Annotated in this window: 26 protein-coding genes; 14 read left to right on the top strand and 12 right to left on the bottom strand. The window is 39.9% G+C overall.

Annotated features, from left to right (window positions below):
• Positions 1-4: 4 nt before the first annotated feature.
• Positions 5-1,360: a glucarate dehydratase gene (gene gudD, locus AC4E8C_RS21075; RefSeq protein ID WP_490208585.1), complete on the bottom strand. Its 1,356-nt coding sequence runs from the start codon at positions 1,358-1,360 to the stop codon at positions 5-7.
• A gap of 158 nt (positions 1,361-1,518) precedes the next feature.
• Entirely contained in the window at positions 1,519-2,844 is a 1,326-nt protein-coding gene (locus AC4E8C_RS21080) for a gluconate:H+ symporter (protein WP_490208586.1), read from the bottom strand.
• A 785-nt stretch (positions 2,845-3,629) separates the two neighbouring features.
• Here AC4E8C_RS21080 and AC4E8C_RS21085 point away from each other — a divergent pair.
• Positions 3,630-4,667, top strand: coding sequence for a CdaR family transcriptional regulator (locus AC4E8C_RS21085; RefSeq protein ID WP_490208587.1), 1,038 nt, complete (start codon positions 3,630-3,632; stop codon positions 4,665-4,667).
• Between the two features lie 72 nt (positions 4,668-4,739).
• Here AC4E8C_RS21085 and AC4E8C_RS21090 read toward each other — a convergent pair whose 3' ends face one another.
• A complete protein-coding gene (locus AC4E8C_RS21090; RefSeq protein ID WP_490208588.1) occupies positions 4,740-6,071 on the bottom strand; it encodes a hypothetical protein in 1,332 nt (443 codons plus the stop codon).
• A 226-nt stretch (positions 6,072-6,297) separates the two neighbouring features.
• Here AC4E8C_RS21090 and AC4E8C_RS21095 point away from each other — a divergent pair, with 226 nt between their 5' ends.
• The 6 genes from AC4E8C_RS21095 to AC4E8C_RS21120 all read left to right on the top strand — a co-directional run bounded on the left by AC4E8C_RS21095 (position 6,298) and on the right by AC4E8C_RS21120 (position 10,314).
• Positions 6,298-6,435: a hypothetical protein gene (locus tag AC4E8C_RS21095; protein ID WP_490208589.1), complete on the top strand. Its 138-nt coding sequence runs from the start codon at positions 6,298-6,300 to the stop codon at positions 6,433-6,435.
• 225 nt (positions 6,436-6,660) lie between these two features.
• Complete coding sequence (locus AC4E8C_RS21100) at positions 6,661-6,957, top strand: c-type cytochrome (RefSeq protein WP_490208590.1); 297 nt, start codon at positions 6,661-6,663, stop codon at positions 6,955-6,957.
• Between the two features lie 93 nt (positions 6,958-7,050).
• The gene (locus AC4E8C_RS21105; protein WP_490208591.1) at positions 7,051-7,530 is read left to right on the top strand and encodes a glutathione peroxidase; all 480 of its coding nucleotides are present in this window, start codon (positions 7,051-7,053) and stop codon (positions 7,528-7,530) included.
• Positions 7,531-7,548: 18 nt separating this feature from the next.
• Positions 7,549-7,986 carry a MarR family winged helix-turn-helix transcriptional regulator gene (locus AC4E8C_RS21110; protein ID WP_490208592.1) on the top strand — a complete coding sequence of 146 codons (438 nt, stop codon included), beginning with the start codon at positions 7,549-7,551 and terminating at the stop codon, positions 7,984-7,986.
• A gap of 172 nt (positions 7,987-8,158) precedes the next feature.
• Positions 8,159-10,018 carry an aldehyde ferredoxin oxidoreductase family protein gene (locus AC4E8C_RS21115; protein WP_490208593.1) on the top strand — a complete coding sequence of 620 codons (1,860 nt, stop codon included), beginning with the start codon at positions 8,159-8,161 and terminating at the stop codon, positions 10,016-10,018.
• 47 nt (positions 10,019-10,065) lie between these two features.
• The gene (locus AC4E8C_RS21120; RefSeq protein WP_490208594.1) at positions 10,066-10,314 is read left to right on the top strand and encodes a MoaD/ThiS family protein; all 249 of its coding nucleotides are present in this window, start codon (positions 10,066-10,068) and stop codon (positions 10,312-10,314) included.
• 57 nt (positions 10,315-10,371) lie between these two features.
• On the opposite strand, the gene AC4E8C_RS21125 is transcribed toward AC4E8C_RS21120, so the two are convergent.
• From AC4E8C_RS21125 to AC4E8C_RS21135, 3 genes are all read right to left on the bottom strand, one after another.
• Positions 10,372-11,034 (bottom strand): phosphatase PAP2 family protein, encoded by a 663-nt coding sequence (locus tag AC4E8C_RS21125; protein ID WP_490208595.1) that lies wholly within the window; start codon positions 11,032-11,034, stop codon positions 10,372-10,374.
• Positions 11,035-11,277: 243 nt separating this feature from the next.
• Entirely contained in the window at positions 11,278-13,335 is a 2,058-nt protein-coding gene (locus AC4E8C_RS21130; RefSeq protein ID WP_490208596.1) for an EAL domain-containing protein, read from the bottom strand.
• 184 nt (positions 13,336-13,519) lie between these two features.
• Positions 13,520-13,975 carry a DinB family protein gene (locus tag AC4E8C_RS21135; RefSeq protein ID WP_490208597.1) on the bottom strand — a complete coding sequence of 152 codons (456 nt, stop codon included), beginning with the start codon at positions 13,973-13,975 and terminating at the stop codon, positions 13,520-13,522.
• A gap of 371 nt (positions 13,976-14,346) precedes the next feature.
• Between AC4E8C_RS21135 and AC4E8C_RS21140 the strand changes: the two genes are divergently transcribed.
• The 5 genes from AC4E8C_RS21140 to AC4E8C_RS21160 all read left to right on the top strand — a co-directional run bounded on the left by AC4E8C_RS21140 (position 14,347) and on the right by AC4E8C_RS21160 (position 17,257).
• Positions 14,347-14,826 (top strand): sigma-70 family RNA polymerase sigma factor, encoded by a 480-nt coding sequence (locus AC4E8C_RS21140; protein ID WP_490208598.1) that lies wholly within the window; start codon positions 14,347-14,349, stop codon positions 14,824-14,826.
• Positions 14,827-15,016: 190 nt separating this feature from the next.
• A complete protein-coding gene (locus tag AC4E8C_RS21145) occupies positions 15,017-15,238 on the top strand; it encodes a DUF1659 domain-containing protein (protein ID WP_490208599.1) in 222 nt (73 codons plus the stop codon).
• Between the two features lie 111 nt (positions 15,239-15,349).
• Positions 15,350-15,568, top strand: a complete 219-nt coding sequence (locus AC4E8C_RS21150) for a DUF2922 domain-containing protein (protein WP_490208600.1) — start codon at positions 15,350-15,352, stop codon at positions 15,566-15,568.
• A 76-nt stretch (positions 15,569-15,644) separates the two neighbouring features.
• The gene (locus AC4E8C_RS21155; RefSeq protein ID WP_490208601.1) at positions 15,645-15,788 is read left to right on the top strand and encodes a YvrJ family protein; all 144 of its coding nucleotides are present in this window, start codon (positions 15,645-15,647) and stop codon (positions 15,786-15,788) included.
• Between the two features lie 311 nt (positions 15,789-16,099).
• The gene (locus AC4E8C_RS21160) at positions 16,100-17,257 is read left to right on the top strand and encodes a M20 metallopeptidase family protein (protein WP_490208602.1); all 1,158 of its coding nucleotides are present in this window, start codon (positions 16,100-16,102) and stop codon (positions 17,255-17,257) included.
• Between the two features lie 45 nt (positions 17,258-17,302).
• Here AC4E8C_RS21160 and AC4E8C_RS21165 read toward each other — a convergent pair whose 3' ends face one another.
• Positions 17,303-17,482 carry a hypothetical protein gene (locus tag AC4E8C_RS21165; RefSeq protein ID WP_490208603.1) on the bottom strand — a complete coding sequence of 60 codons (180 nt, stop codon included), beginning with the start codon at positions 17,480-17,482 and terminating at the stop codon, positions 17,303-17,305.
• A gap of 223 nt (positions 17,483-17,705) precedes the next feature.
• Between AC4E8C_RS21165 and AC4E8C_RS21170 the strand changes: the two genes are divergently transcribed.
• Complete coding sequence (locus AC4E8C_RS21170) at positions 17,706-19,184, top strand: Ig-like domain-containing protein (protein ID WP_490208604.1); 1,479 nt, start codon at positions 17,706-17,708, stop codon at positions 19,182-19,184.
• 179 nt (positions 19,185-19,363) lie between these two features.
• Here the strand turns inward: AC4E8C_RS21170 and AC4E8C_RS21175 are convergent, their stop codons facing one another.
• Positions 19,364-19,789 (bottom strand): hypothetical protein, encoded by a 426-nt coding sequence (locus AC4E8C_RS21175; protein ID WP_490208605.1) that lies wholly within the window; start codon positions 19,787-19,789, stop codon positions 19,364-19,366.
• 255 nt (positions 19,790-20,044) lie between these two features.
• Positions 20,045-20,563, bottom strand: coding sequence for a DoxX family membrane protein (locus AC4E8C_RS21180; RefSeq protein ID WP_490208606.1), 519 nt, complete (start codon positions 20,561-20,563; stop codon positions 20,045-20,047).
• Positions 20,564-20,953: 390 nt separating this feature from the next.
• Here AC4E8C_RS21180 and AC4E8C_RS21185 point away from each other — a divergent pair, with 390 nt between their 5' ends.
• A complete protein-coding gene (locus AC4E8C_RS21185) occupies positions 20,954-21,652 on the top strand; it encodes a pirin family protein (RefSeq protein ID WP_490208607.1) in 699 nt (232 codons plus the stop codon).
• Positions 21,653-21,742: 90 nt separating this feature from the next.
• Here AC4E8C_RS21185 and AC4E8C_RS21190 read toward each other — a convergent pair whose 3' ends face one another.
• The 3 genes from AC4E8C_RS21190 to AC4E8C_RS21200 form a co-directional block, all read right to left on the bottom strand.
• Positions 21,743-22,261: a DoxX family membrane protein gene (locus tag AC4E8C_RS21190; RefSeq protein WP_490208608.1), complete on the bottom strand. Its 519-nt coding sequence runs from the start codon at positions 22,259-22,261 to the stop codon at positions 21,743-21,745.
• 268 nt (positions 22,262-22,529) lie between these two features.
• The gene (locus AC4E8C_RS21195) at positions 22,530-24,686 is read right to left on the bottom strand and encodes a PhoX family protein (protein ID WP_490208609.1); all 2,157 of its coding nucleotides are present in this window, start codon (positions 24,684-24,686) and stop codon (positions 22,530-22,532) included.
• Between the two features lie 284 nt (positions 24,687-24,970).
• Entirely contained in the window at positions 24,971-25,489 is a 519-nt protein-coding gene (locus AC4E8C_RS21200) for a DoxX family membrane protein (protein WP_490208610.1), read from the bottom strand.
• Between the last annotated feature and the right edge of the window lie 83 nt (positions 25,490-25,572).

The raw sequence follows: 25,572 nt of genomic DNA on the forward strand, positions 1-25,572 counted from the left end.
TATTTTATCGAACAAGACAAGGACGCTTATTATCAAATTTCCAGCCTGGAATGTAGAATTGCATCCCCACGGAGTCATCGCGAGAGTTAAGTCCCATGTTATTATATAATTCATGTGCCTTCAAAATTTGATCCATATCCACTTCTACACCTAGGCCTGGCTTATTTGGAATGGTTAAATAGCCATCAACAATTTTGTATGGTTCCTTCGTTAAATGCTCCGTACCTTCCTGCCAAATCCAGTGTGTATCAATCGCTGTAATGTTACCTGGTGCCGCTGCAGCAACCTGTGTAAACATCGCAAGGGAAATGTCAAAATGGTTATTAGAGTGCGAACCCCAAGTTAATCCCCAATCATGACACATTTGGGCAACACGGACGGAACCTTGCATGGTCCAGAAATGTGGATCAGCTAATGGAATATCGACAGATTGTAAGGAAATCGTATGACCCATTTGACGCCAGTCCGTAGAAATCATATTCGTTGCAGTTGGAAGACCTGTTTGTCTTCTAAACTCTGCCATGACTTCGCGGCCAGAATAGCCATTTTCAGCACCACATGGATCCTCTGCATAGGTTAGAATGCCATGCATATCCTTACATAACTCAACCGCTTCACTTAGTGACCAAGCACCGTTTGGATCCAACGTAATTCTAGCATCTGGGAATCTTTCTTTTAGTGCTTTAATTGCTTTAATTTCTTCTTTGCCTTCTAAAACGCCGCCTTTTAATTTAAAATCCTTAAAGCCATAAAGCTCTTGAGATGCTTCAGCCAAACGAACAACCGCTTCCGGTGTTAACGCTTCTTCATGACGGATCTTATACCACTCCACATCAGAATCAGGGTTACTATAATAAGGAAGGTCCGTCTTATTGCGGTCACCAATGTAAAACAAGTAACCTAATGTTTTTACTTTTTCACGCTGCTGGCCTTCCCCTAACAGTGCAGCAACTGGTACATTTAAGTGTTTTCCTAACAAATCAAGCAAGGCTGCTTCAATCGCTGTAACTGCATGGATCGTAATCCGCAAGTCAAACGTTTGCAATCCGCGTCCTGCTGTATCACGACCAGCAAAGGTCTTTCTTACATTATTTAAGATATTGTTATAATTGCCGATAGAGGAACCAACCACCAATGGTTTTGCATCTTCAAGTGTTTTACGGATATTTTCTCCGCCAGGAACTTCCCCTACACCGACATTTCCATTGCTATCCTTTAGGATCACGATATTTCTTGTAAAATAAGCACCATGGGCACCGCTAAGATTCAGGAGCATGCTATCGCGGCCTGCAACAGGGTATACGTCCATTTCCGTCACAACGGGAGTTACATTTACAATTTTTTCAACTGTAGTCATCATTATTTCTCCAATCTAAATGGTTTTGTTTATCCGAAGTTTATATATATAAAAAGCAACACAGGTTTGTACCACTCATATTGACAATGTTGATAAAACTTTTTCGGGCAGTAAACTCATCTTATGGGAGGAATTAACTGCCCGATTCATCATTTTTTTAATTAACTAACAAACATATTTAGGATTAATACACCGGCCAGTCCAAGTATGGCGAGTGCGGTTGTATAGGTTGTTCTTGTTTTTAAGGCATCTCCAACTGATAAGTTGAGATATTCTTTGTACATCCAGAAACCAGGGTCTGTCACGTGAGAGAAAGCAACACTTCCGCATGTAACAGCAAGCGTCATTAATTCTAAACTTACACCTGAAGATTGGGCGATTGGCAGGACAACACCGGCAGCTGTCATAACAGCAACTGTTGCAGATCCAAGAGCAATACGTAAGATAGCAGCAATTAACCAAGCAAGAATGATTGGTGAAATATCCCAGCCGCCTGTAATATCTTTAATATACTCAGCAATACCACTGTCAACTAACACTTGTTTAAACGCTCCGCCGGCACCGATTACAAGGATAATCATCGCCATCGGTTTTACACTATTAGAACAAGAATTCATGACATCTTTTAAGGAACGGCCCACTCTAGTTCCAAGAAGGTAGAAGGACAGTACAAGCGCTATCAGTAACGCAATTGGGGCAGATCCAAAGAATTCCATTGCATGTCTAAAGCTATTCTCTTCAGGTAAGGTAACTTCACAAACCGCTGAAATACCCATTAAGATAACTGGTACAAGTGCAGAGGTAACACTAGCTAAAAAGCTAGGCATTTCTTCATCTTTGAATACTTTGGTTGGAATAAGCCCTTCAGGAATTGTAGGGTTAATCTTTTTAACAAACGGTAGTCTTGGCCAAACCAAGGCGATAAAAGAACCTACCGGAATAGCAATGATAAGACCATATAACAACGTTAATCCCATACTTGAACCGAAAACTCCTACAACAGCTGCAGGGCCTGGGTGTGGCGGCAAGAAGCTATGTGTAGTCGATAATCCAACTGCTGTTGGGATGGCAACCCATAGTAAGTTTAACTTTGTTTGACGGGCAACGACGAACACTAATGGAATCAATAAGACGAAAGCAACTTCGAAAAACATTGTAATTCCAAGGATGTAAGCAGCAATTAACATGGCAATTTGAACACGTTTGATACCCATTTTTTCAATTAAGGTATTTGCAATTCGCTGTGCTGCACCAGCATCAGCCATAATCGTTCCTAACATGGCACCGAAGCCTAGAATCAAAATCAAGTCATCGAGCTGACCGCCAATTCCTCCTGCGATCGAATCCATGAGTTTATCCATTGGCATGCCTTGTAGAAAACCAACCAATAAGGCAGCAGCGATTAAGGCAATAAATCCATTCATTTTCAACGGCATCATCAAAATCAAAATAAGGGCAACTGCTAATGCAACATATAATAATGGCATAGTCTTTTTCTTCCTTTCTCAGGGAGTAAATAGAATGATATAGCTCCAAATCTTAAAAACCATCGACTAAATCTAATTACCTTTTGCATTTCGTGCTGTTTCCTAGACTAAAGTTCCATGGCGCAAGTCGTGTAACCGATTACTTTTCTTCCTGTCACTTTCCTCAATTACTGTTTTGCCCCAAGCGTGTGACATACCTGGTATCACTCCATTTGGTTTAAAACTGGCTGCCTCCTCCTAGCTCTTTCCCGTTCCCGCCAATCATTCATAGATTTCTTGTGAATTCACTCACAAAGTTTATTTTTATGAAAAGACTATTATTTCGATTAACACTATTTCAAACTTCGTAATCTAATAATAACCTTTATGATGATGTAAACTTTGCGAAAATTAGTACAAATTTTAAACATTTGATTAGCTGACGAGAGGTTAGTTAGTTCGTGAATCATTTCACATTCTTATCGTAACCGGTTAGAGAGAAAATAGCTTCGTTCAGTTTGCTAAAGTTTATTCGTATTTTTTTAGTCATTTGAACAAAAAATCTTTTGGGGCAAAGCAGCCATTTTTTTGTAAGAAGTAAGTCAAGTGACTATTTATTTACGATAAATCATACAAATTAAAAACATTTTTAAATTTTCAAGTAACCGTTTACATTTTTATTGTATAATTGTCTTACAAATAAATCATTATTCAAACAGATAATAAAACAAATTACTTTTTGGGCAAACGACCAATGTATTCTAGTAATATTTCTCCCTATCATTCATAAATCGGAGGTTAATCCTATGAAAATAAACAAAATTTTAGCTCAAGAGATTGCCGAAAAGGTAATGAAGGTCATTCCTTATAATGTAAATATTATGGATGAAGTGGGATTAATTATTGGCAGCGGCGATAAAAAACGAATCGACACCTATCATCAAGGGGCCATATCAGCGATTGAATGCGGAAAGATGGTTAGTATCTATGACTCTGAAGGGGATTCAAAACCCGGTGTAAATATCCCGATTCACTTCAGAAATCAAATGATTGGCGTAATTGGGATCAGTGGCGACCCCCACATCGTTGAGCCCTTTGCTGAACTTGTTCGTGTTACCTCCGAGCTATTAATCAACCAGGAATTTTTATTTAAAGAGCGCCGGGTAAAAGAACAAATCAAAGAAGAATATTTATATCAATGGGTCTTTCGAAAGGAAGAATATGATGCGGCTTTTATAAATAGTGGCGCTGCGATTGGAATCAACTTGAATCTGGTTAGAAAAGCAGTCATCGTAAAGGGAAGGTTGACAAAATCACCTTTTTTACATGACCAAGAATTTACATTTAGACTCAACCCAAGCATGATTTTGTTTATTGTACCAAATGAAAGTGATATTTTAAAAAGACTAGAAGGTTTAATCTCGCAAACTGAAACAAGAATTGGAATTGGTGATGGCTATACACATGTAGCCAAGTCGATTGAAGAAGCCAAACGAGCCATTGAAATTTCCGAGAAAATGGAACTCCCTTCTTTATGTTGCTATTATCAGGATTTAAAATTTATTGATTACTTAACCAATAAGGAAATTGTCTTTAAAGAAATGACTGATTTTTTTATCGAACAAAATGAGCATCCCAAGGGCCATGAACTAATCGAAACCCTAATGTGCTATATTAGAAATAGTGGCGATATGAATGTGATCTCGAACGAACTTCATATTCATCGCAACAGCTTAGCCTACCGCTTACAAAGGATTGAAATCCTAACAAACAAAAATCCGAAAAATTTTATCGATTTATTTCAGTTGTTCACAGGGTATATCCTTTATAAGATGCAGTCATAGACAAGTTTAAGATACGAGAAAAAACAGCCTCACCACACAAGGGTGAAGGCTGTTTTTGATGAAAAGGAACACTTATCCAATTAAGGAGATAATCGCAATGCCAATAACGGCTATAATCGACAAATGCAGCCCATTTGCCCGAAGCCCGGTTTGTACCCCTGATATCCCTGCAAAGCGGCTCACCATTAAATTGAGTCCTGAGAAAGGGCTGAGTGCCGTGGAAATAGACCACGTCAGTAACAGCAGCAAGGCTAGTCCAAGGTTACTCATTCCTAACTCAGCGGCATTTAACTGCATCGCCAATGCTCCAACCGCTGCAATCTGGTGGATTCCGATATAGGTAATGCTAAGGACAATGACCATCACAGCAAGCGCAAATAAGACAAAGGACCGCTGTGCCAAGTAGCTGAGGAACGTACTTACCCCATTTGCAGCAGTAGTGCCTTTCATGGCGAAGGCCAGCATCCCAGCACTCATAAACAGCATGATTTCATTATTCAGCATCGGCACTGTCCGATCACGAAAATCGATTAATGGCGCTTTCAACTGTTTCCATTTTTTTGTGAAAACCCCAAACAAGAGCAGGATGAAAATTGAAACAAGGCAAACAATGACAATCATCGACCAATTCGTTAAATTCTCGATAAATAAACAAAAACTCATCAGGAGGACGACAAATAATACTAACTTCATCAGCTGATGGCGATGCCTTTTTTCTAACGGTACCTCTGAAGATAATCCTTCTGAAAGCGGGTGCCTTTTCTCCCAAAGGGCGAACAGAATATTTCCGACTAATAAAGAGAGCAATGATAAGCCGATACCATAAAGGATATAGTCCTTGAAAGAAATATTTAGATAGTGAAGTACGAGTGAAACGGATGCAAAATACGGCGACCACATGACAGCAGTAGAAAAGCCCACCAAATAGCTTTTCGCTGACATCGTGGATGGAAGCTTAATTTCCTCTAAGAATTCATTAATAATTCGCACCGAACCTAAGTTCAAGACTGGGGCTAATAAAAACAGGGTCCCGGTAATCCCCGCATACAGTTTTTTGGGCTGATGTAATAAATTTCGCAATAACACCGCGATGGATTCGAAGAACCCTCCGAGCCGTAAAGGAATCGACAGTAAAGGTGCCAGCGTAAGCAGGCACAACAACGGCAGGATCAAGAAGAGCCCATCACTAATCCCCTCTACTCCTGTTCCTTTTCTCCATTCAATGACCAATCCCGCTGTCATCATGACCAGCCCGAGCCAGCGTGGAAAACGATCGGCCTTAAAGGCACTGCCTATAAAAGCCAGTAAAGATAGCCCTACCACCACCAATTGAAGCCACTCGAGCTCCACAAAGTATTGAATCAAAAATAATCCGCACATTCCCAAGATAAGATAACTCCTCATCGAAACTCCCCCCTGCCCGAAAGAAGGAATAAAACTGAACTATTCCCTTTTCCTTGATTTCTTATTTGTTTATTTGTCAGACAATAAAACCTATCTTAATGTATATCATACTCTCTTCTCCTAGACTATTAGTATGAAATTCTGACAAATTTCGAAAAATATTAATAAAAAATGGGGTAAATGAATATATATAGTATCACTTCATTATTAGATAGGATGGTAGAGAATGAACACAGAAGAAGTGTTATTTGAGGGAAAGCTTTATACAGTCATCTACAAATATACGTCAGGCTATTGGGAAATCAGAGAAAAGGGCAATAGATTTAACATTCAATTAGTCCATGAATCAGAAGTGCAGCCATGATGACAAGGTCATTATCTTTTAGGTAATGGCCTTTTTGATTGGTAATCATGCTTTCAAAATCTGCAGGAATTGTACGAAAACTTTCAAGTTTTAAGCACTATTCATAAGGTAATTCACTTTATAATCGTGATAGAAGCAGTATTTTTAAACATTCTTCTTAAAGAAGGGAGAACTATCTTTGAAAGGAATTTGCTGATTCTAATATTGTTTATGGAGGAATAAAAAATGAAACAACTTTTGGCAATGGTGGGACTATCCCTTTTATTATTAGCAGGCTGTTCATCCAATGCAGAAACTAGTAAAGCAGCGGATGGAGAAACTATTTATGGGAATAAATGTTCAGCCTGTCATGGCGGCGACTTAAAAGGAGCGGTTGGTCCTTCTGTGTTAAACATGAGCAGTAAGTACTCTGAGCAAGAACTTTTGAACCTAATCGAAAACGGTACTGAAAAAATGCCTGGTCATTTAATCTCAGTTAAAGAAAATAAATTGGTTACGAAGTGGTTATTGGAGAAAAAATAAACCATAATACAGTTGTCAGATTCAATTAAATCGTGTACGATTAAATTGCACACGATCAACCTTACTATCCACTAAATAATTGGAGGAAATACGATGACAACTGTCTATGATTTTAGTGTTAAAATGACCAACGGCACGATGAAGTCTTTACAGGATTACCAAGGTAAACCCCTGCTCATTGTCAATACCGCCAGCAAATGTGGATTGACTCCGCAGTTTAAAGGTCTGCAGGAATTATATGAAAAATATCAGGAACAAGGCTTAGAGATTTTAGGCTTCCCTTGCGATCAATTCAATAACCAGGAGTTCGACAATATTGAGGAAACGACCCAATTTTGCCAAATGAACTATGGGGTCACCTTTCCCATCTTTGCGAAAATTGATGTAAATGGCGATCATACCGATCCTTTATTTGCCTTTTTAAAAGAACAGAAAAAAGGCCTTCTCATGAAAAATATCAAATGGAATTTCACAAAATTCCTAGTAGATGCAAATGGTCATGTGGTGGAACGCTATGCTCCTACGACTGAACCAAACAAAATTGAAGATGATATCAAAAAAGTCATCTCCTAATGAAGAATAGGTGATCGTTTGGAAGACTTCTTCACATTAAAAAATCAACTTTGTTTCGCCATTTATGAAACAGCCAGTGAATTTACAAAACTCTATAGTACAGTCCTGCAGCCTTTTGGGCTAACCTATCCGCAGTATTTAGTTCTATTAGCATTATGGGAGACTGACGGCGTAACAGTCAAAGAATTGGGAGCGAAATTGAATCTTGGCACCGGCACGTTAACCCCTATGATTGCAAGGATGGAAACCAACGGCTGGCTTCGAAAAGAACGTTCCAAAGACGACGAACGAAAGGTGTTTATTTTTTTACAAAAGAAAGCAAATGAGCAAAAACACGCCATCACTGAAAAACTGAGTGAAACCATTCAAACCTGTCAAATTGAGTGGGATGAGTATCAGCAGCTGATGGAGCAATTAAACAGGCTTCAGCGTAAATTAACACAACGAAATTTGTAATACCCAATTCCTCAATGGAGTTGGGTTTTTTTATTATTCCCCTCTATTCCTAGTGATTTTAACCCCCGCTTCTGCATATTTATGATAAAGGAAACAACCGCCTAGATTTTACAAAGCTAGTGAAAACTGATCCTTCTTCCCCAGCATGGATGAAGGAAGAGGAGGAATGTGTATGATTGGTGGATATGCTGGAAAGCTGCTTTTTGTGGATTTAACAAAAGGCATCATAGAGGAGCAGGAATTACCGGATGAGTTAGCTGCAAATTTCATCGGCGGCTACGGAATTGGCGCAAAAGTGCTCTATGAACGGATGCCGGCAGGAGCTGATCCACTCGGTCCTGATAGTATGATTGGTTTCGTCACAGGACCCTCCAATGGGACAAATGCCTTTTTTGGCGGCCGCTACAGCGTCGTCCATAAATCACCGATCAGCGGCGGCTGGAATGATTCCAACTCCGGCGGTTATTTTGGACCTGAACTGAAAAAAGCTGGCTATGACGCGGTCTTTATCTCGGGGATTTCTAAAAAACCTGTCTACCTGTGGATCACGGATGGGAAGGCGGAGATTAAAGATGCCACACATTTATGGGGCAGGGATACGAAGGAAATTTGGGAAGATTTGAAAGAGGAAACGGGAAAACCAAAATTGCGTGTGCTCGCAATTGGACGATCTGGTGAAAACGTCTCGCTGCTCGCTTGCCCGATTAATGACGGCCACCGGGCACCAGGACGTGGCGGCAGCGGAGCGATCATGGGATCGAAAAAATTGAAAGCGATTGCCGTTTTTGGAACCGGGACAGTTCCGGTTGCTGATCCCAAACGGATTCAAGAATTAAATAAACGAGTCGGGGCTGTGATGAAAAAAAGTCCAATCGGCAAGGCCTTTGGTGCGATGGGCACCGGCAGCACCACACCCGCCTCTGCTCTAAGCGGCGATTCACCGGTTAAAAACTGGGGCGGCGTTGGCGTCATTGATTTTGGTGTTGAAAATGTCCAAAAAGTCGGCTCAGCTGAAATGGATCAATATAAGACGAAAAAGTATGCCTGTTCCCGCTGTCCGTTAGGCTGCGGCGCTGAGTATGAAGTGAACGACGGAAAGTATCCAGTTGGAAAAACCGACCGGCCCGAATACGAAACAGCTGCTGCCTTCGGCTCCACCTTGCTGAATTATGATACGGCTTCCATTTTAAAATGTAATGAAATGTGTAATCAATATGGAATTGATACGATCTCTGCCGGAATGACGATTGCGTGGGCGATGGAATGTTACGAGAACGGCATTCTCAGCCAAGAAGAATTGGATGGCATTAATTTAACCTGGGGAGATGGCGATGCAATCGTAGCAATGCTGCAAAAAATGTGCGATGGTGAAGGTGTTGGTGCAATTCTGGCTAATGGTTCTGCCTATGCAGCCAAGAAGTTTGGTAAAGGAGCACAGTTCTTGCAAACTGCTTCAGGAATTGAACTGCCCATGCATGACCCACGGTTTGCACCAGGTTTAGCTAGAACCTACCAATATGACCCATCACCGGGCCGCCATGTCAAAGGTGGTTTGGGTGGCTTGCAAATGGCAGGGGCTGAAACCAGTGATAAATATGACTACCGCGGAACAGGAGATTTGGATCTAGCGTTAACTACCCATACCGAAGTGCTGAACAGTTTAGGACTCTGCATGTTTGGTGAAATGGTCTCTCCGCCTGGCGTTCATAGTGAATATATTGAAGCCCTGACCGGCATGGCCTTTAAAGAGGAGGACAAATTTACAACAGGATTGCGGATTCTCAACATGCGGCACGCCTTTAATGTCAGGGAAGGCATTAAGCCGTCGGATCTTACCATTTCAGCTCGTGCGGTTGGTAAGCCGGCCTTAAGTGCTGGCCCGCTTGCAGGTGTTTCCATTGATACCGAACTGTTGGCCCGCAACTTCTTTGAATCGGTCAACTGGGACTTTGAAACAGGAAGACCGGCTCGAGAAATGCTAGAGCGTGTCGGTCATTTAGACGAAGTGATCGAGGATTTATACGGAGCTTAAGCTGCCGAAATTGCCCATTCATTCTAAGGAATCTGGAGTGTTGCCATTTGATTATCCATTTTAGTTACTTTGGGGTTCCGATCCCCTCCTTAACCCATGAAAAAAAAGAGCTCGAGCTGCCGAATAGCATTACCATTGAAGAACTGATGAATATAATTGGGGAGAAATTAGATGAATCGGAGGAAGGATTATTAACGAAAGCTACCTTTCTCGTTAATAAAATGGGGGCAAAAAGAGATAGAGTTTTACATGACGGTGATGATGTGATTATCATGTTTCCTATTGGCGGAGGATGATCGTAAAAAGGTGCCTGCCCCACACAGCGCTAACGCTTGATGGGGTAAGGCACCTTTTCATTCTACATATTTTAATTTTTTGTTAAATCGTTTTTCCCGATAATATCGAAAAAACCAAATGGCAGCTGCTGACCAGAATCCACTTGCTAAGTACCCACCGATGATATCGCTAGGAAAATGGACACCCAAATAAATCCGGCTGGTCCCAATCGCTAGGATCATGACCGTACTTAGGAAGATTAACAGGCTCCTTCCCCACTTACTTGGAATATGACGCCAAAGCAAGAAGGAAATGATCACATACACCGTAAAGGCATTCATAGCATGTCCACTTGGAAAACTGTATCCTGAAATATCAATTAAGCGGTGCAAATTAGGGCGCACCCTGTGAAAAACTTGCTTCAATATTTGGTTTAATATAGCCGAGCCGATAATAGCTGAAACAAATAAAATTAATTCTAACCGATGATGTAATACCCTATAAAGATAAATGATTAATAAGATACTAAGGACGATGACTACTGGAGCTGAACCAACAAAAGTGAAAAATTTCATTACTTTTGTTAACAACGGTGTTTCCAGTCCTTGAATGGCTCCGATTACCTTGCTATCAAAAGCGATAATTTTATGGTCACTTATTAACAAGGTGGTAAAGAAGAAGCCGAGCACACAAACTAAACTAATGATAAATCCGAAAATGAGATGTGATTTTAGATTCATGAAATAATCCTCTCCATGTGGTAGTTAAAACTATCACTTCTAGCTTTTGTTCAAAAATTTATTCTAATACTTCGAGTCTATTTTGTCTTTATAGGACGCGGTACCAGGCAATATTTGAATCTAACTTATCATATACCCTTTTTACAGTCTAATTCTAGACAACCAGTCTGAACATGCAATGAAGAAACAAAAGCAACCCTTCTATAAAGAAGAATTGCTTTAAAAAGAAGATTATAATGGAATCTAGAAAAACTTCTCCACTAATTCAACCGAAGTGGGTTTGCTAAAATAGTATCCTTGCATTTTATGACAGCCAATACTGCATAAATAGTGATATTGCTCTAGCTCTTCCACCCCTTCAGCCACCACGTTCATACCAAGGTTACTCCCCATGGCCACTAATGCCCGGCAAATGGATCTTTGATTTTTATTGTTCAGGCCTTGCACAAACGCTTTATCAATCTTTATGGTATTAAACGGATATTGAACAAGATAACTAATCGAAGAATAGCCGATACCAAAGTCATCAAGAATACAATCCACCCCAAATTCCTGCAACTTCCTCATGGTGTTCAAGGTTTTTTCAACATTCGTCATCGCTGTTCGTTCGGTTATTTCAATTTTTATAAATTGCGGCGGTAAATTATACTGATATATCATTTCTTTGACCGTTGCAATAAAATCACTTTGGTGAATTTGCCGGGCCGGTACATTAATAGAAATATAAAATGGAGGTAAATCTTGATCTGCCCACAGACGCCTCTGCCGGCAAACAGCTGCTAACACCCAATGATTAAGTTTAATAATAAGATCCGATTCCTCAGCAATTTGAATAAATTCTCCTGGAGAAATAGCTCCAAGTACAGGGTGCTTCCAACGCAGCAGAGCTTCAAGGCCAATGACCTGCTTCGCATTCACATCACAAATCGGCTGATATTCTAGATAAAGCTCATCCTTTTCAACCGCCATATGAAGATTTTGTTCAAGCAGCATTTTTCGTGAAAGGGTTGTCGACATGCCCGTTTGATACTGCTGAATTCCTGTTTTATTCTCCTTTGCGAGATACATCGCATGATCGGCCTTCATCAAAAGTGTTTCGGCATCTTGCCCATGGTCAGGGAAAAAGCTTGTCCCGATACTAACGCTCATTCTGTACTCATGATTAAGCAGGATGATGGGTTCAGCAAATACTTGACTGATTCCCGCTGCCATTTCATCAATGATCTGGCCATTTGGTAAATTCTTTAATAAGATAACAAATTCATCTCCGCCCTGGCGCGAGATCACATCCTCAGAGCGCAGATGTCCTCTTAAACGATTAGCTACAATTTGGATTAATTGATCCCCCATTTTATGACCTAAGGAATCATTAATATCTTTAAAGCGATCAATATCAATGAATAATAGGCCGACAACAAGGTTATTTTTTTTCGCATCCATTAAGGCATTGTGAAGTTCATCATCCAATACCCTGCGATTTGGCAAGCCTGTTAACGGGTCATGAAAGGCTAAAAACGTTAACTCCTCTTCCGCCCTTTTCCGATCATCAATGTCCATGACAACGCGGTCGAATCTACCTGGAGCAACACTATCGTCATCATATACTGGAATAATATAATCAAATATCCATTTATGTTCCCCATCTTGGGTACAAATCCTATACTCAAGTTTGGCTGATTGCCCCTTTTCTACCAACTGAAGTTGTTGAAACACTTTACCTTTATCCTGAGGATGCAGCAGTTCTTCCCATAACATAGGATTTTCGAAAAACTTATCTTCTTCATACCCTAAGATACGATTGCATGCGGATGAAATTTGCAGTGTCGCTAAGGACTTTGCATCAACAGACCATAAACAAATATCCATATCGTTAAAATGCTTATGCCAATTACTTGTTTGCAAATAAACATCTGCTACAGATGGTATGGTTGAATTAAAAATATATCCACACAATCCTTGAACCGATCCATTGATTTCAAGCGGGATGGAGACAACCGTTACCGGAATTTTGTTCCCATTTTTATGTTTAATGTAAATTTGGAATTGAACCTGCTCGCCCTGTAAAGTCCTTTTAAATTGAGCGATCGTGCTTTCAATTGATTCATCTTCCAATAGCGAGATAAAGTTCCGCTTGTATTTTTTCTTCCTTTTGTAGCCTGTCAGCAGGGTGGCTGCCTCATTTGAAAGGCTAATGCCCCCCTCTAAGTCCAGTATGTAACAGGGGACAGGGAGATTTAGGAGTATGGATTTAAACGATTGAATTAATAAACTTAAATCTGCCTTTGTTCCTGGCTTACTCATAAAATACCCCTTTCAAAGAAGCACCATTATTCATTTTCTACTATACAGACTATCATAAATGATTTTTCTAAAGTTTACTGTTTGAAAAGTCACTGGTTTAGAAATTTTCTTATTTTAAAATTCTCCCCCGCCTAGCTCTCTGTTTGTTGAATTTCCTGTTAATTCTGCATAGATGACAGGTAATTTATCTGACAAACGTAATAAAATCCACATTCACCGGTTCTAAGCCTTCCTCCCGAAGCAGTAGATTAATTTGACCGCGATGGTATTGACCATGCAGAGCCACATGCGTGAGAATATCTCTTTTAGATGTTGAAAACTCCCTGCCTGTGCTATTTTGATAGACTACAAACTGTTCAAGATTATCATTAGATAAACCTGCTAGAAACTCAGCAAAGCGCTGATTATTTTTTTCAAGAAGCCGTAAACACCCCTCGATACTAAGCTCCGACCAGAGTGCTTCAGAATGAGATGGGCTGTTCCCGCCTTGTAATCGTTGGATCCATACCTCTTCTGCAAGCAGGACATGGGAAAAGAATTGCTTTGCTTGGCTGCTTTGGTCTCCCCTCATTTTCAATGCTTCAACAATCCGTAAGTTAGCCCAATGTAGATGTTCGTACATTTTTATTATGGTTTTCATAAAAGGCTCCTCCAATCGTATTCCACCTATACTAACGGCAATGTAAATATATCGCACCCTATACTCAAGCTACATATAATCGTTTAGATTTTGGCATAGCATAATTCAATTTAATATCATCCAAAAGGAATGGTGCAAGACCATATTTTTTTAGTCTTTAAAAATCACCTAAATGATTAAAAATCATCTCATTATTGGCTGTTTTTTACGGAGACACCTTCAAAAAACGTTTTTAATAGTCTGTTTATTCATGTGTTATCCCTTTTTCCTTCAAAAGGGAAAAATGGCAATTCGATTAAATATCTTATTCTCGGTATCGTAAAGCTACCTAGGAAAACAAGGAAAGCGCGCGATCCCGAGAGGATCAAGAAATGGATAGCTTTGAACGATTAGTTGAACAGTATACGCCGATGATTCACAAAATCACTCGTTCCCTCCATATTTATCAAGACCAGGAGGAATTCTATCAAATTGCCTTAATTGGATTGTGGGAGGCACAAAATGGCTTTAACGTGAGTAAAGGCAGCTTCACCAATTATGCTTATTCATATATTAAAGGCAAACTTCTGCTTGAACTGACTAAGCGGTGCAAGGATGCAGAACGTTTCTTATACCCTAAAGATGAATACTGGGAAACCTTGGACGGAGGCGACCCTTGCACACTGTTGGAGAAAGAGCTTCTGCTCTCTTATTGCCATGGCTTAACGGAAAAGGAAACAACTTGGTTAATCGACACCTACATCTACGACCTCTCCGTTAGGGAAATTGCCGAACGCGAACATGTAACCATATCCGCCGTAAAACAGTGGAAAATGTACGCACTCAAAAAATTACGCGCACAACTAAATTAGAAAACACAACCAGTGGTGTCAGGCACCATTACCACTACAGCGGAATGACTATTGGTGTCAGGCACCATTGACATTAAAGGTGAATGGCACGCTTAAATCGCTTGTTAGTCCTAAGAGAAAAAATTTTTTTATGACCCTGTCCTTTTGACCCTAAAAACTATATATAAAGGGTGAGAGGAGGTGAGCAACAATGGCACATTCATTACTAGAAGGGACAAAGCTTCGTTTGGTATTTGAGATTGGCATGGATGAACAAGGAAAAGCAATTTACCGAGCTAAATCATTCAGCAATGTAAGGAAAGAAGCAACGGTTGATCAATTATTTCAAGCAGCACAAGCTATCTCAGCTTTGTGCAATGATGAACTAAACAAAGTGGAGCGTATCGACAGCACAGCACTTTCTGCTGAATAGTTCACTTGTACGCCCTAATTGGACACTGTCTTTGAGCGGTGCCTGACACCAAAGAGGACTCTAATGGGGACTCAAAAAACAAAATAGGATATGGGATGGGAGGTGAATAGAATGGCTAAATCATTAGAATTGCAATTTACTACGGAGTTTGGCAAGACTGGCCGCATCTCAATTGAGAATCCAAAGGAGCCGGTTGATGAAGAAGTGGTCAAATTATCGATGGCGCAGATTATTGCTTCCGATGTATTTACAACTGCCAGTGGGAAGTTGGTGGCAGCAAAAGGAGCAAGAGTAGTCGATCGCAACGTGACGGAATATGAACTCGCTTAATATCAGGGAGGCCGGCTTCACTATGAAACTGGCCTCTTTTTTTCAACCATTAAACCTAAGAAAGGAGTGAAAAGTCGTGGATCAAATCATTCCCTTCATAAGTGATGTAGGTTTCCCCATCGTTGTCACCCTTTATCTACTCTACCGGATAGAGTCAAAACTAGATCTTGTGGTCCAATCGATACAAAACCTTCCCGAGCGATTGAAGGAGCAAGCCTAAAATAACAGCCACCCTGTAAGCACGATGACACGTGAGGACCGGGTGGCTATTTTTTGGAATAAATTGGTTAATAACACAAAACACTCTGTAAAAGGCACAAAACGGTTGAAAATTGGCACAAACATCCCCTAAATCTGCACAAAATCTCCCCCAAAATGCACAAAAGTGAATGGTTTAAGCTCCCCATCCTCCGCAAAATCAAAAACCCTCCTAACAAATCAAATATTTGCAGTTGCACAATAATTGAATATAAATTACAATTATATGCATAAAAATTCAATTCTAAATCTACTACAGTTGAGGGAGTCATCATGTTGCAAACAAAACTAATCGATTCAGATCTAATTGCTTGGACCATCGAGCAGCGCCGCCATTTTCATATGTACCCAGAATTATCCGGGCAGGAATTTAAAACTGCTGCCTATGTAACTGAAAAATTAACAGAGTTTGGTATTCCAATAGATTCGAAGTTTTCAGCACCCAACGTGGTTGCTTATTTTAAAGGAACAGAAGGAAAGAAGACAATTGCGCTTCGGGCCGATATGGATGCCCTTCCCCTCTATGAAGAAGGCGATAAATCCTATATTTCAACGATACCCGGCGTGATGCATGGCTGTGGTCATGATGGCCATACCGCCACCTTGCTGGCTGCAGCCAAATGGATGAGCGAAAACTCACATCTTGTAAAAAATAATATTGTTTTGATTTTTCAAAGTTCGGAGGAAGCCTCCCCTAGCGGCGCCCAGCAGCTTGTTAAAGAAGGCATCCTAGAAGGCGTCGATGTCATCTATGGCATTCATTACATTTCCGGTATGCCGCTTGGTAAAGTCGGCTTTGCTCCCGGTTATGCCATGGCCTCTAGTGATGATTTCGAAATTACGATTGAAGGCAAAGGCGGGCATGGGGGGTATCCACATGAAACGATAGACCCTATTTATATTTCAACCCACCTGATTCAAGCGTTTCAATCAATCGTCAGCAGGAATTTGAATCCGCAGCATGCGGGTGTTATTTCTCTTGGCGGGATGCAGGCAGGCAATTCCTATAACGTCATTCCTGAAAAAGTCACCCTGCAAGGAACCATTCGGGCGATGACATTTGAAGCGGCTGAACTGATGCACAAAAAAACCGCACAATTAACAGAATCACTGTGCGCAAGCTTTGGTGCAAAAGGACACTACCGATTTATTGAGGGAACTCCACCGTTGTACAATCATCCGGAGGCGTGTGTGGTTGCCAAGGATATTATTGAAAAGGCGTTTGGCGAGGATGCATTTCTGGAAAGAGAACCTGTGATGGGGGCTGAGGATTTTTCGTATTATCTAAAAGATAAGGTTGGCGCCTTCATTAATGTCGGTATGCAAAGTGAAAAAAGCCAGTATCCACACCACCATCCAAAGTTTGATATCGATGAAGCAGCGATTCCTGCTGGAATTGAAATGATGATTCAATTAGCTTTGAATGCTTAATATGATAAAAAGAAGGCCGTCGTTCATCATGTTGATAAACGACGGCTATTCCTCTTCTTGCTCTTCCTCTTCTGTCTCTTCTTCCACTTCTTCTTTTACACGTTGAATTTCCTCGGTTAACTGTTCAAATGCGTGGAGTCGGAACTTTGCACTCGCAATCAGATCATCAATGATATGCACAAAGGTCTCATAGTCAATCCGATTTTCACTGCATTCTTTGATCATCCTTAGAAAGTTCCCTTCATAGTCCCTATCATTTTTAAAATCTCTTTTCTATTAACTTAATCCCACCTTTACGGATACTTACGACTTACGGAGAAATAACACCTTAACATAGATAATAACTTACTTATAGATATAAAAGTTATTTTTTTACATTTATAGAATAAAATTGAATCCTGTGTTAAAATGAGCTGTATTTATGAATGGTTATAAAGGGAGGATAAAAGTGAATATTAAAAAGATTGGTAGTTTTATTGCCTTGTCCACTGGAATATTAATGTTTGGTGGTCTTACTGCAAATGCAGAATCACCTTATGACGGAACAAAAGGACAACTCGAAAATGATCAAACACATGTTAAAGTAGAAAAAGTGGAGGGCTTTACTAATTCTAAGATTGATAGAATGTTAAAGTCTCCACTACCTCAAGGTTTAGTACATCCCCAAAAACCTCAAAATAGCTACACGACACAAGAACTAACTGGTAACTATCTCTATGAATATGAACCAAATGACTACATTTCCCAAGCTGACTTTTTACCAAAAGGAGATATCGTTTTAGGTACTTTCGGACCTTATGATGTTGATTACTATGAAATTTATCTTCAGGAACCTAGTTACATTGCTATTTCTGGACTAATGCCTATCGATTCGTTATCAAATATCGGTTTTATCTTAAACGATCAATATGACAATTTAATTTATGCTGATAGTATACAATTAGATGACCATCAACAAACAAATGGATACCTTCTAGCAGCAGGAACTTATTACATAAGTGCTCTTAACGTAGGTTCTTATGTTACTGATGATGTTTATGGTCTTGCTTGGGATGCTTTAGACGAACAAGACACTACACCACCAGCTCCACCAATAGTTAATAGAATTGATGACAATGATACACAGGTAACAGGAGTAGCAGAACCGAATTCTGCCATTGAAGTAGCACTTAACGGCACTATTTTAGGTACTGGATTAGCAAACGCAGATGGTAAATACATAGTCAATATACCGGCCACGTATAACATTGGAACAGTTTTGAGCGTAACTGCTATCGATCAAGCAGGAAACAGAAGTGCCATTAGTTATGTTACAATTGTTTCCTCCCAATTTACTGGTTGGGTATCAGAAAATGGAGAGCGCTACCATTATACAAATGGAATAAAAAATTTAGGTTGGTTCTCTGAAGGTGGAAAATATTACTACCTAGAACCTGCTACTGGTGCTATGAAGACAGGGTGGATATTCCAAGATAATAAGTGGTTTTTCCTTGACCTAAAGACTGGGGTTAAAAGGACAGGTTGGGTATTCGATAAATATTGGTACTATCTAAATGTATATGGAGTAATGCAAACAGGCTGGATCAAAACAGATGGAACTTGGTATTATTTAAAAAATAATGGCGCTATGGCCACTGGCTGGATTAAGGATGGCGGTGCCTGGTATTATTTGAAAAACAATGGCGCGATGGCCACTGGCTGGATTAAAGATGGTGGTGCCTGGTATTATTTGAAAAATAGTGGCACTATGGCAACTGGCTGGATTAAAGATGGTGGAAGTTGGTACTTTCTCGGAAGTAATGGTGCAATGAAAACTGGATGGGTAAAAGTAGATAGAAAATGGTATTACTTTTATAGCAGTGGGAAGATGGCCTACAGTACAAGAGTTCAGGGGTACAGATTGGGTGCAGATGGAGCTATGGTTTAGGAAAACATAAGTTTCATGTCGGTATGCAAAGTAAAAAAAGCCAGTATCTACACCACCATCCAAAGTTTGATATCGATGAAGCAGCGATTCCTGCTGGAATTGAAATGATGATTCAATTAGCTTTGAATGCTTAATATGATAAAAAGAAGGCCGTCGTTCATCATGTTGATAAGCGACGGCTATTCCTCTTCTTGCTCTTCCTCTTCTGTCTCTTCTTCCACTTCTTCTTTTACACGTTGAATTTCCTCGGTTAACTGTTCAAATGCGTGGAGTCGGAACTTTGCACTCGCAATCAGATCATCAATGATATGCACAAAGGTCTCATAGTCAATCCGATTTTCACTGCATTCTTTAATCAACTTTAAAAAGTCCCCTTCATATAAGTCGTATCTTTCCTTAAATACTTTAGAATCCATCGTTAAAAAATACTCTTCGTCGACGACAAACTCGTTAAATATCTTCTTTGTTAACCGGCTTTTTGTTACTTCTATTTCACTTTGGTCCTGCTTGCTTTTGTAATGCTGGGCATCCTCATACTCCGAACAAAGTGTAGCATAAATCTTTTCAAGCAGCTCAGTGGGTTCTAGATACTTTAAGTCCGCCATTGGAAACCTCCGCAACCTCTTTTATCTAATTATTGCCCAATCCCCTCACTTAAATCATGGTGTCAGGCACCATTTGAACTTTATTGACAGTGTCAAAGTTTCATCCATTTCTTTGTTGTTGAAAGGAAAAACCATAGTACGTTCTCTCTCTGACTGAGCGCATCATGAAAAAACGGACCCAATATTGAATTGGATCCGTTTTTTCACCATTTTAAAGCGCCGGGAATCTGCCCCCGGCGCTTTTGTTTACCTCAGTTATGCTGTTGCTTTAGACTTTTCAGTCCCAGCTTCTTTTTTGCTAATCTTGCGAATGAAAGGAATAACCCAACGGTCTAAACCGATTTTACTTGCATTGTAACCTGCAGTTAAGATGATGAAGCCTAAGAAGATGTCTCTAGGGTTGTGAGATACTGTTCCAGCTAAGAAGAAGCTGAAGTTCATTACTAGACCAAAGAACATGGCAGTAGTTGTTAAGCAGCCTAAGAGTAAGCCTAAACCGATTAAAGTTTCACCGACAGGGACCACTACGTTAAAGATATCAACGTTTGGTAATGCAAAGTGTTTTAAGAAGTCAACATACCATCCAAATACAATTGCACCATCTGGACCTTTTACTGGGTTAGCGATCGCTCCTTTTAAAAATCCAGAAGCGTCAAAGCCGCCGCTTGTTAATTTTCCTAAACCTGCTGTAAACCAAGAGTACCCAAGATAGACACGTAAGACTGTTAAAATATAAGAAGCAATTTTATTTTCTCTTAAAAATTTGTTAAACATAAATGATTCCGCCCTTCACTTTTTGTTTTCTCTTTATGGTTCTACTATAATCCCTTTTCCACTTAAACAACATGGGGATAGTGATTAGTTCACAGTTTGTTTAAAAAGCTTTGACGGAATTTTGAACAACATAGTGAGGGTCAGTCCCCCACTACTTTAATTCTTTAGCAGTGAGGATCAGCCCCCTTTCATAGATGGCTGAACTGGCGAATTACCTTCATCAAGTTTTTATTTTATATAGTGACCAACCAAGTAAATCAAATTGACCTATGCTAAATTAAGTACTATAATTATCTCGAATTAAAGATATTCATTTTTAAAAACACTCTAATGGAGAGTATTCTAATAAAATTTTTCGTATCTATCTATACTAAGCTTGGGAGTGATCGTATGTTAAGAAAAATTGAAAGTAAAAATATGGGCAGTGCCAACCATGGCTGGCTGAAAAGTAAATTCCATTTTTCGTTTGCCGATTATTATAATCCTACTAACATCCACTTTGGGGTTTTACGCGTCATCAATGATGATTTAGTGGAGGCTGGGACTGGTTTTGGGATGCACCCCCATCAAAACATGGAAATCATCTCATATGTGGTCAATGGACAGCTCACACATGGAGACAGCATGGGAAACACCTCCACCATTACACGTGGACATGTGCAGTACATGAGCGCAGGAACCGGTGTTTATCATAGTGAACGAAACCTCGGCGATGAAACGTTGCGGTTTTTGCAAATTTGGATTCTGCCTGACCAGAATGGGCATACCCCTAATTATGGAGACAACCGTTTTGATTTTGAGGAGAGACATAATCAATGGCTCCATATGGTTTCAAGTGTTGAGGGTGAAGCACCAATCAAAATCAATCAAGATGCGAACATCTACTCTTTATTTTTAGACAAAGACAAGGAAATCAGCTTTCCAGTCCAAGAAGGAAGACAAGCCTATCTCGTTCAAATCGAAGGCACTTCTACCATTAATAACATTGTCCTCGACACACGGGATGCCATGGAAATTGCGGAAGAAGACATTTCTCTTTTTGCAAATGAAACATCACATTTCCTTGTTGTAGAAATGGAAAAACAATAATCCCTTTAAATATAAGGTACTGGACCCCAACTAGCTTGAAATAAAAAAACGTCTAACCGCGATGGTTGACGTTTTTTGTTTATTATTAAGCTATGCTGCCACTTTTGACTTTGTAGTACCAGTTTCTTTTTTGCTGATTTTGCGAATGAAAGGAATAACCCAGCGGTCTAAACCGATTTTACCTGCGTTGTAACCAGCTGTTAAGATGATGAAGCCTAAGAAGATGTCTCTAGGGTTGTGAGATACTGTTCCAGCTAAGAAGAAGCTGAAGTTCATAACTAGACCAAAGAACATCGCAGTTGTAGTTAAGCAGCCTAAGAGTAAGCCTAAACCGATTAATGTTTCACCGACAGGGACAACTACGTTAAAGATATCCACGTTTGGCAAAGCAAAGTGTTTTAAGAAGTCAACATACCATCCAAATACAATTGCGCCATCTGGACCTTTGACTGGGTTAGCGATTGCTCCTTTTAAAAATCCAGAAGCATCAAAACCGCCGCTTGTTAATTTTCCTAAACCTGCTGTAAACCAAGAGTAGCCAAGATAGACACGTAAGACTGTTAGAATATAAGAAGCAATTTTATTTTCTCTTAAAAATTTGTTAAACATAATTGATTCCGCCCTTCACTTTTTGTTTTCTCTTTATGGTTCTACTATAATCCCTTTTCCACTTAAACAACATGGGGATAGTGATTAGTTCACAGTTTGTTTAAAAAGCTTTGACGGAATTTTGAACAGAGAACATTGGTGTCAGGCACCATTAGATGAATTGCCATTATGGTTATATTGCTAAATCAATTAACCAATCAACCACTAAATTGCTACGTTGCTAATAAAATCTAGCAGTTAACGACGATTTAATTATCAGGATATCTTCTTATTTCACTTTTACAGAAGTAGATTCACTCTTATTGCCTGCCTGATCGACGGCATAAAGAATTATTGTCGAACCTTTTTTCTGAGTTCTGATTCTCATTTTGAAGTTTCCATTTTTATCTGCCACTGCTCTACCGCCAAAATATTTACCGGCATACATATAGACAGTCGATCCAGGCTCAGCTTTTCCCTTTAAAATCGTAGATCTAGAAATGAGCTTTTTCGTAAGAGTTGGAGAATCAGGGGCGATGAAATCTGGCATGTTGGTCAATGATGGAAGTCCATTGATATAGCCGATGCCGCCTGTTTTATTAATGCCTATTTCTTTTTCCATAGCTGTTTTTAACTCATCTTTATTAACGGCAGTTATCGCTTTTGCATCTAATTCATCGCCAGGATGTTGGAAATTACTCATAATATAAGAGAAGCCATTCCGATCATCTGCAGCAAATAATCCAGTCGATTCCGCTCCTGCAGGGTTCGATAAAATACGTGTTAGCTCTTTTGTATCAACATCATAAGCCCACACGTAGTTATTGGTATGTTTACCGCTGTCTTCACCGATAAATAGGGTCTTCATCTCTTCTGAGTAGCTCAAGTTGTCAGGGTTGGCTACTTTGTCCACATTTGCCGTGTTACCATAAGCATCAGCTTTCGCAAGATCCTCACCTACTAGTAAACCTGACATGGATGTTGCAACATAGTTACTAGAGATGCCACTACCATTCTTATCTTTTTGATCCTTACGTAAATCTAATTGATAAGTGACACCAGACTTGATTTTTGGTAATTGCATATCATCGGCTGGGTCTTTACCTGTGCTGTCTTTTTCCATCCCGCCGCTTTGGTCGGAAATCGCGATGTACACCTTGTTATCTTTTGCATTATAGGTGACACCTTCCATTTTGTTGAATTCAGTAGTGGCTCCAAGATAGGCTGCATAGCGGCGGGATTCAAGGAATGCGGCTGCTTTTTCCATACCTGGTTTAAGTTTTACATATTCTGTTTTGCCATAAGAATATTGTTTGATCGCTTTAAAACCTGGCTGTGCTGTATCCGATGTTTCAAAGATATTAGTGAATTTAATATCCTTATCAAGAATTGCTTTAATTTCCTTATCGCTTGCATGTCCTAACTTAATCCATTGTAAATCCCCGGAACCGCCACTTTCCGTTCCTGTTTGCACAAATTTGGCAGCGTATAAGGTACCGGAAGATAAATCTTTCTCCTTATCTGCTATGTACATGAACATACCTGTATTTCCACCATCATCACCAAAGTAAGCTGTCCGGTTGTCAGGCATCATTTTCATTAATTCATGAGAAAACCGGCCTAAACTGTAGTGCTTCTCAACCTTTACATCGCCGTTTTTGTTTACTTCGATTTCTGGGACATACCCATAGAAATAGGGGCTTGCTACGGATTTATCGCCAAAGTACAGCTGAGAAAAGCTTTCCACTTGAGTTCTTGCTGAAGACTTCGGATCCAATTCATAATTGCGGGCATCTGGCTCATACTCTTCGGAACCTAAATGAGTATTCCATGGAGAAAGCGACCCATTACATGGAATCCAAAGTCCATTCACACTTGAAAAATCGATTTTCTTAACCTCTTTAGGACTTAGCTCACCTGTTTTCCCACCTTGATCTAATGTTGTTAACGACATGGAAGCGGGAACTATTCCATAGGCCGATTTTCCAGCAGCATCGATGGTTTGATATTCGTAATGGGTAACCATGTAAAGCTTTCCGTCAATGGGATTTAGTAAACTGTTAGAGTCAGGCGCATCCGAAACAAATGGTGTTGGGTTTCCTGGAACACTATTGTCCATAATTGGATTTCCTTTGACATCAATCGGGGTACCAGCAGGAATTAACTCACCTTTATTAAGTGCAACCTTATCTTCTGATTTAAACAGCCGTTTGTATGAAAGCGGGAACGTTTTGACAGTTCCATTACTGTATTTTACATCGACGGATGCAGTCGAATAGGTATCCACCATTTGTTCTATTGTCGTTGGGGCAGGCATTCCATTAAACTTAACTGAATCAATTTTGATTTCTTTATTTCCTGCAGCTGCCGCAGGTGTAAGAGCTGGAATCGTTAAAGCGAGTGTTAAGGCGAAGGCAGTACCTTTTTTAGCCATTTTCCTATTCATTGAGATCCTCCTAGAAATAAGTTATTCGATACACGACTACGAAACAGATAAACTAGTATTTTTCTTATTCAGAAAAGTTGCTTTTGTCCTCTTTAACAATAAGCCCTCATTGTTAACTCAGCATTAAGCCGTTGTAAAGTTTACTGAATGCTTGGATAACAAGATTGTTACATGTAAGGATATTTACTACTACTTATGGAGGAGTCTCTGTAAACGATGTCAGTCCACTGCTAAAATAAAAAGCGCCGGGGAGTGATTCCCGGCGCCCTTTGTGTTCAACTTACTTACGCTGCCACTTTAGATTTATCAGTGCCTGTTTCTTTCTTGCTGATTTTGCGAATGAAAGGAATAACCCAACGGTCTAAACCGATTTTACCTGCGTTGTAACCAGCTGTTAAGATGATGAAGCCTAAGAAGATGTCTCTAGGGTTGTGCGATACTGTTCCAGCTAAGAAGAAGCTGAAGTTCATTACTAGACCAAAGAACATCGCAGTAGTTGTTAAGCAGCCTAAGAGTAAACCTAAACCGATTAATGTTTCACCGACAGGGACGACTACGTTAAAGATATCAACGTTTGGCAATGCAAAGTGCTTTAAGAAGTCAACATACCATCCAAATACAATCGCGCCATCTGGACCTTTGACCGGGTTAGCGATCGCTCCTTTTAAAAATCCAGAAGCATCAAAGCCGCCGCTTGTTAATTTACCTAAACCTGCTGTGAACCAAGAATAACCAAGATAGACACGTAAGACTGTTAGAATATAAGAAGCAATTTTATTTTCTCTTAAAAATTTATTAAACATAAATGATTCCGCCCTTCGTTTTTTGTTTTCTCTTTATGGTTCTACTATAATCCCTTTTCCACTTAAACAACATGGGGATAGTG

This window comes from Neobacillus sp. SRL179, from assembly GCF_984799095.1.

Bases quoted from the DNA above. Each gene is read 5' to 3' on its own strand.
- gudD (WP_490208585.1), bottom strand. From the start codon at position 1,360: ATGATGACTACAGTTGAAAAAATTGTAAATGTAACTCCCGTTGTGACG.
- AC4E8C_RS21080 (WP_490208586.1), bottom strand. From the start codon at position 2,844: ATGCCATTATTATATGTTGCATTAGCAGTTGCCCTTATTTTGATTTTG.
- AC4E8C_RS21085 (WP_490208587.1), top strand. From the start codon at position 3,630: ATGAAAATAAACAAAATTTTAGCTCAAGAGATTGCCGAAAAGGTAATG.
- AC4E8C_RS21090 (WP_490208588.1), bottom strand. From the start codon at position 6,071: ATGAGGAGTTATCTTATCTTGGGAATGTGCGGATTATTTTTGATTCAA.
- AC4E8C_RS21095 (WP_490208589.1), top strand. From the start codon at position 6,298: ATGAACACAGAAGAAGTGTTATTTGAGGGAAAGCTTTATACAGTCATC.
- AC4E8C_RS21100 (WP_490208590.1), top strand. From the start codon at position 6,661: ATGAAACAACTTTTGGCAATGGTGGGACTATCCCTTTTATTATTAGCA.
- AC4E8C_RS21105 (WP_490208591.1), top strand. From the start codon at position 7,051: ATGACAACTGTCTATGATTTTAGTGTTAAAATGACCAACGGCACGATG.
- AC4E8C_RS21115 (WP_490208593.1), top strand. From the start codon at position 8,159: ATGATTGGTGGATATGCTGGAAAGCTGCTTTTTGTGGATTTAACAAAA.
- AC4E8C_RS21125 (WP_490208595.1), bottom strand. From the start codon at position 11,034: ATGAATCTAAAATCACATCTCATTTTCGGATTTATCATTAGTTTAGTT.
- AC4E8C_RS21130 (WP_490208596.1), bottom strand. From the start codon at position 13,335: ATGAGTAAGCCAGGAACAAAGGCAGATTTAAGTTTATTAATTCAATCG.
- AC4E8C_RS21135 (WP_490208597.1), bottom strand. From the start codon at position 13,975: ATGAAAACCATAATAAAAATGTACGAACATCTACATTGGGCTAACTTA.
- AC4E8C_RS21140 (WP_490208598.1), top strand. From the start codon at position 14,347: ATGGATAGCTTTGAACGATTAGTTGAACAGTATACGCCGATGATTCAC.
- AC4E8C_RS21145 (WP_490208599.1), top strand. From the start codon at position 15,017: ATGGCACATTCATTACTAGAAGGGACAAAGCTTCGTTTGGTATTTGAG.
- AC4E8C_RS21150 (WP_490208600.1), top strand. From the start codon at position 15,350: ATGGCTAAATCATTAGAATTGCAATTTACTACGGAGTTTGGCAAGACT.
- AC4E8C_RS21160 (WP_490208602.1), top strand. From the start codon at position 16,100: ATGTTGCAAACAAAACTAATCGATTCAGATCTAATTGCTTGGACCATC.
- AC4E8C_RS21165 (WP_490208603.1), bottom strand. From the start codon at position 17,482: ATGATCAAAGAATGCAGTGAAAATCGGATTGACTATGAGACCTTTGTG.
- AC4E8C_RS21175 (WP_490208605.1), bottom strand. From the start codon at position 19,789: ATGGCGGACTTAAAGTATCTAGAACCCACTGAGCTGCTTGAAAAGATT.
- AC4E8C_RS21180 (WP_490208606.1), bottom strand. From the start codon at position 20,563: ATGTTTAACAAATTTTTAAGAGAAAATAAAATTGCTTCTTATATTTTA.
- AC4E8C_RS21185 (WP_490208607.1), top strand. From the start codon at position 20,954: ATGTTAAGAAAAATTGAAAGTAAAAATATGGGCAGTGCCAACCATGGC.
- AC4E8C_RS21190 (WP_490208608.1), bottom strand. From the start codon at position 22,261: ATGTTTAACAAATTTTTAAGAGAAAATAAAATTGCTTCTTATATTCTA.
- AC4E8C_RS21195 (WP_490208609.1), bottom strand. From the start codon at position 24,686: ATGAATAGGAAAATGGCTAAAAAAGGTACTGCCTTCGCCTTAACACTC.
- AC4E8C_RS21200 (WP_490208610.1), bottom strand. From the start codon at position 25,489: ATGTTTAATAAATTTTTAAGAGAAAATAAAATTGCTTCTTATATTCTA.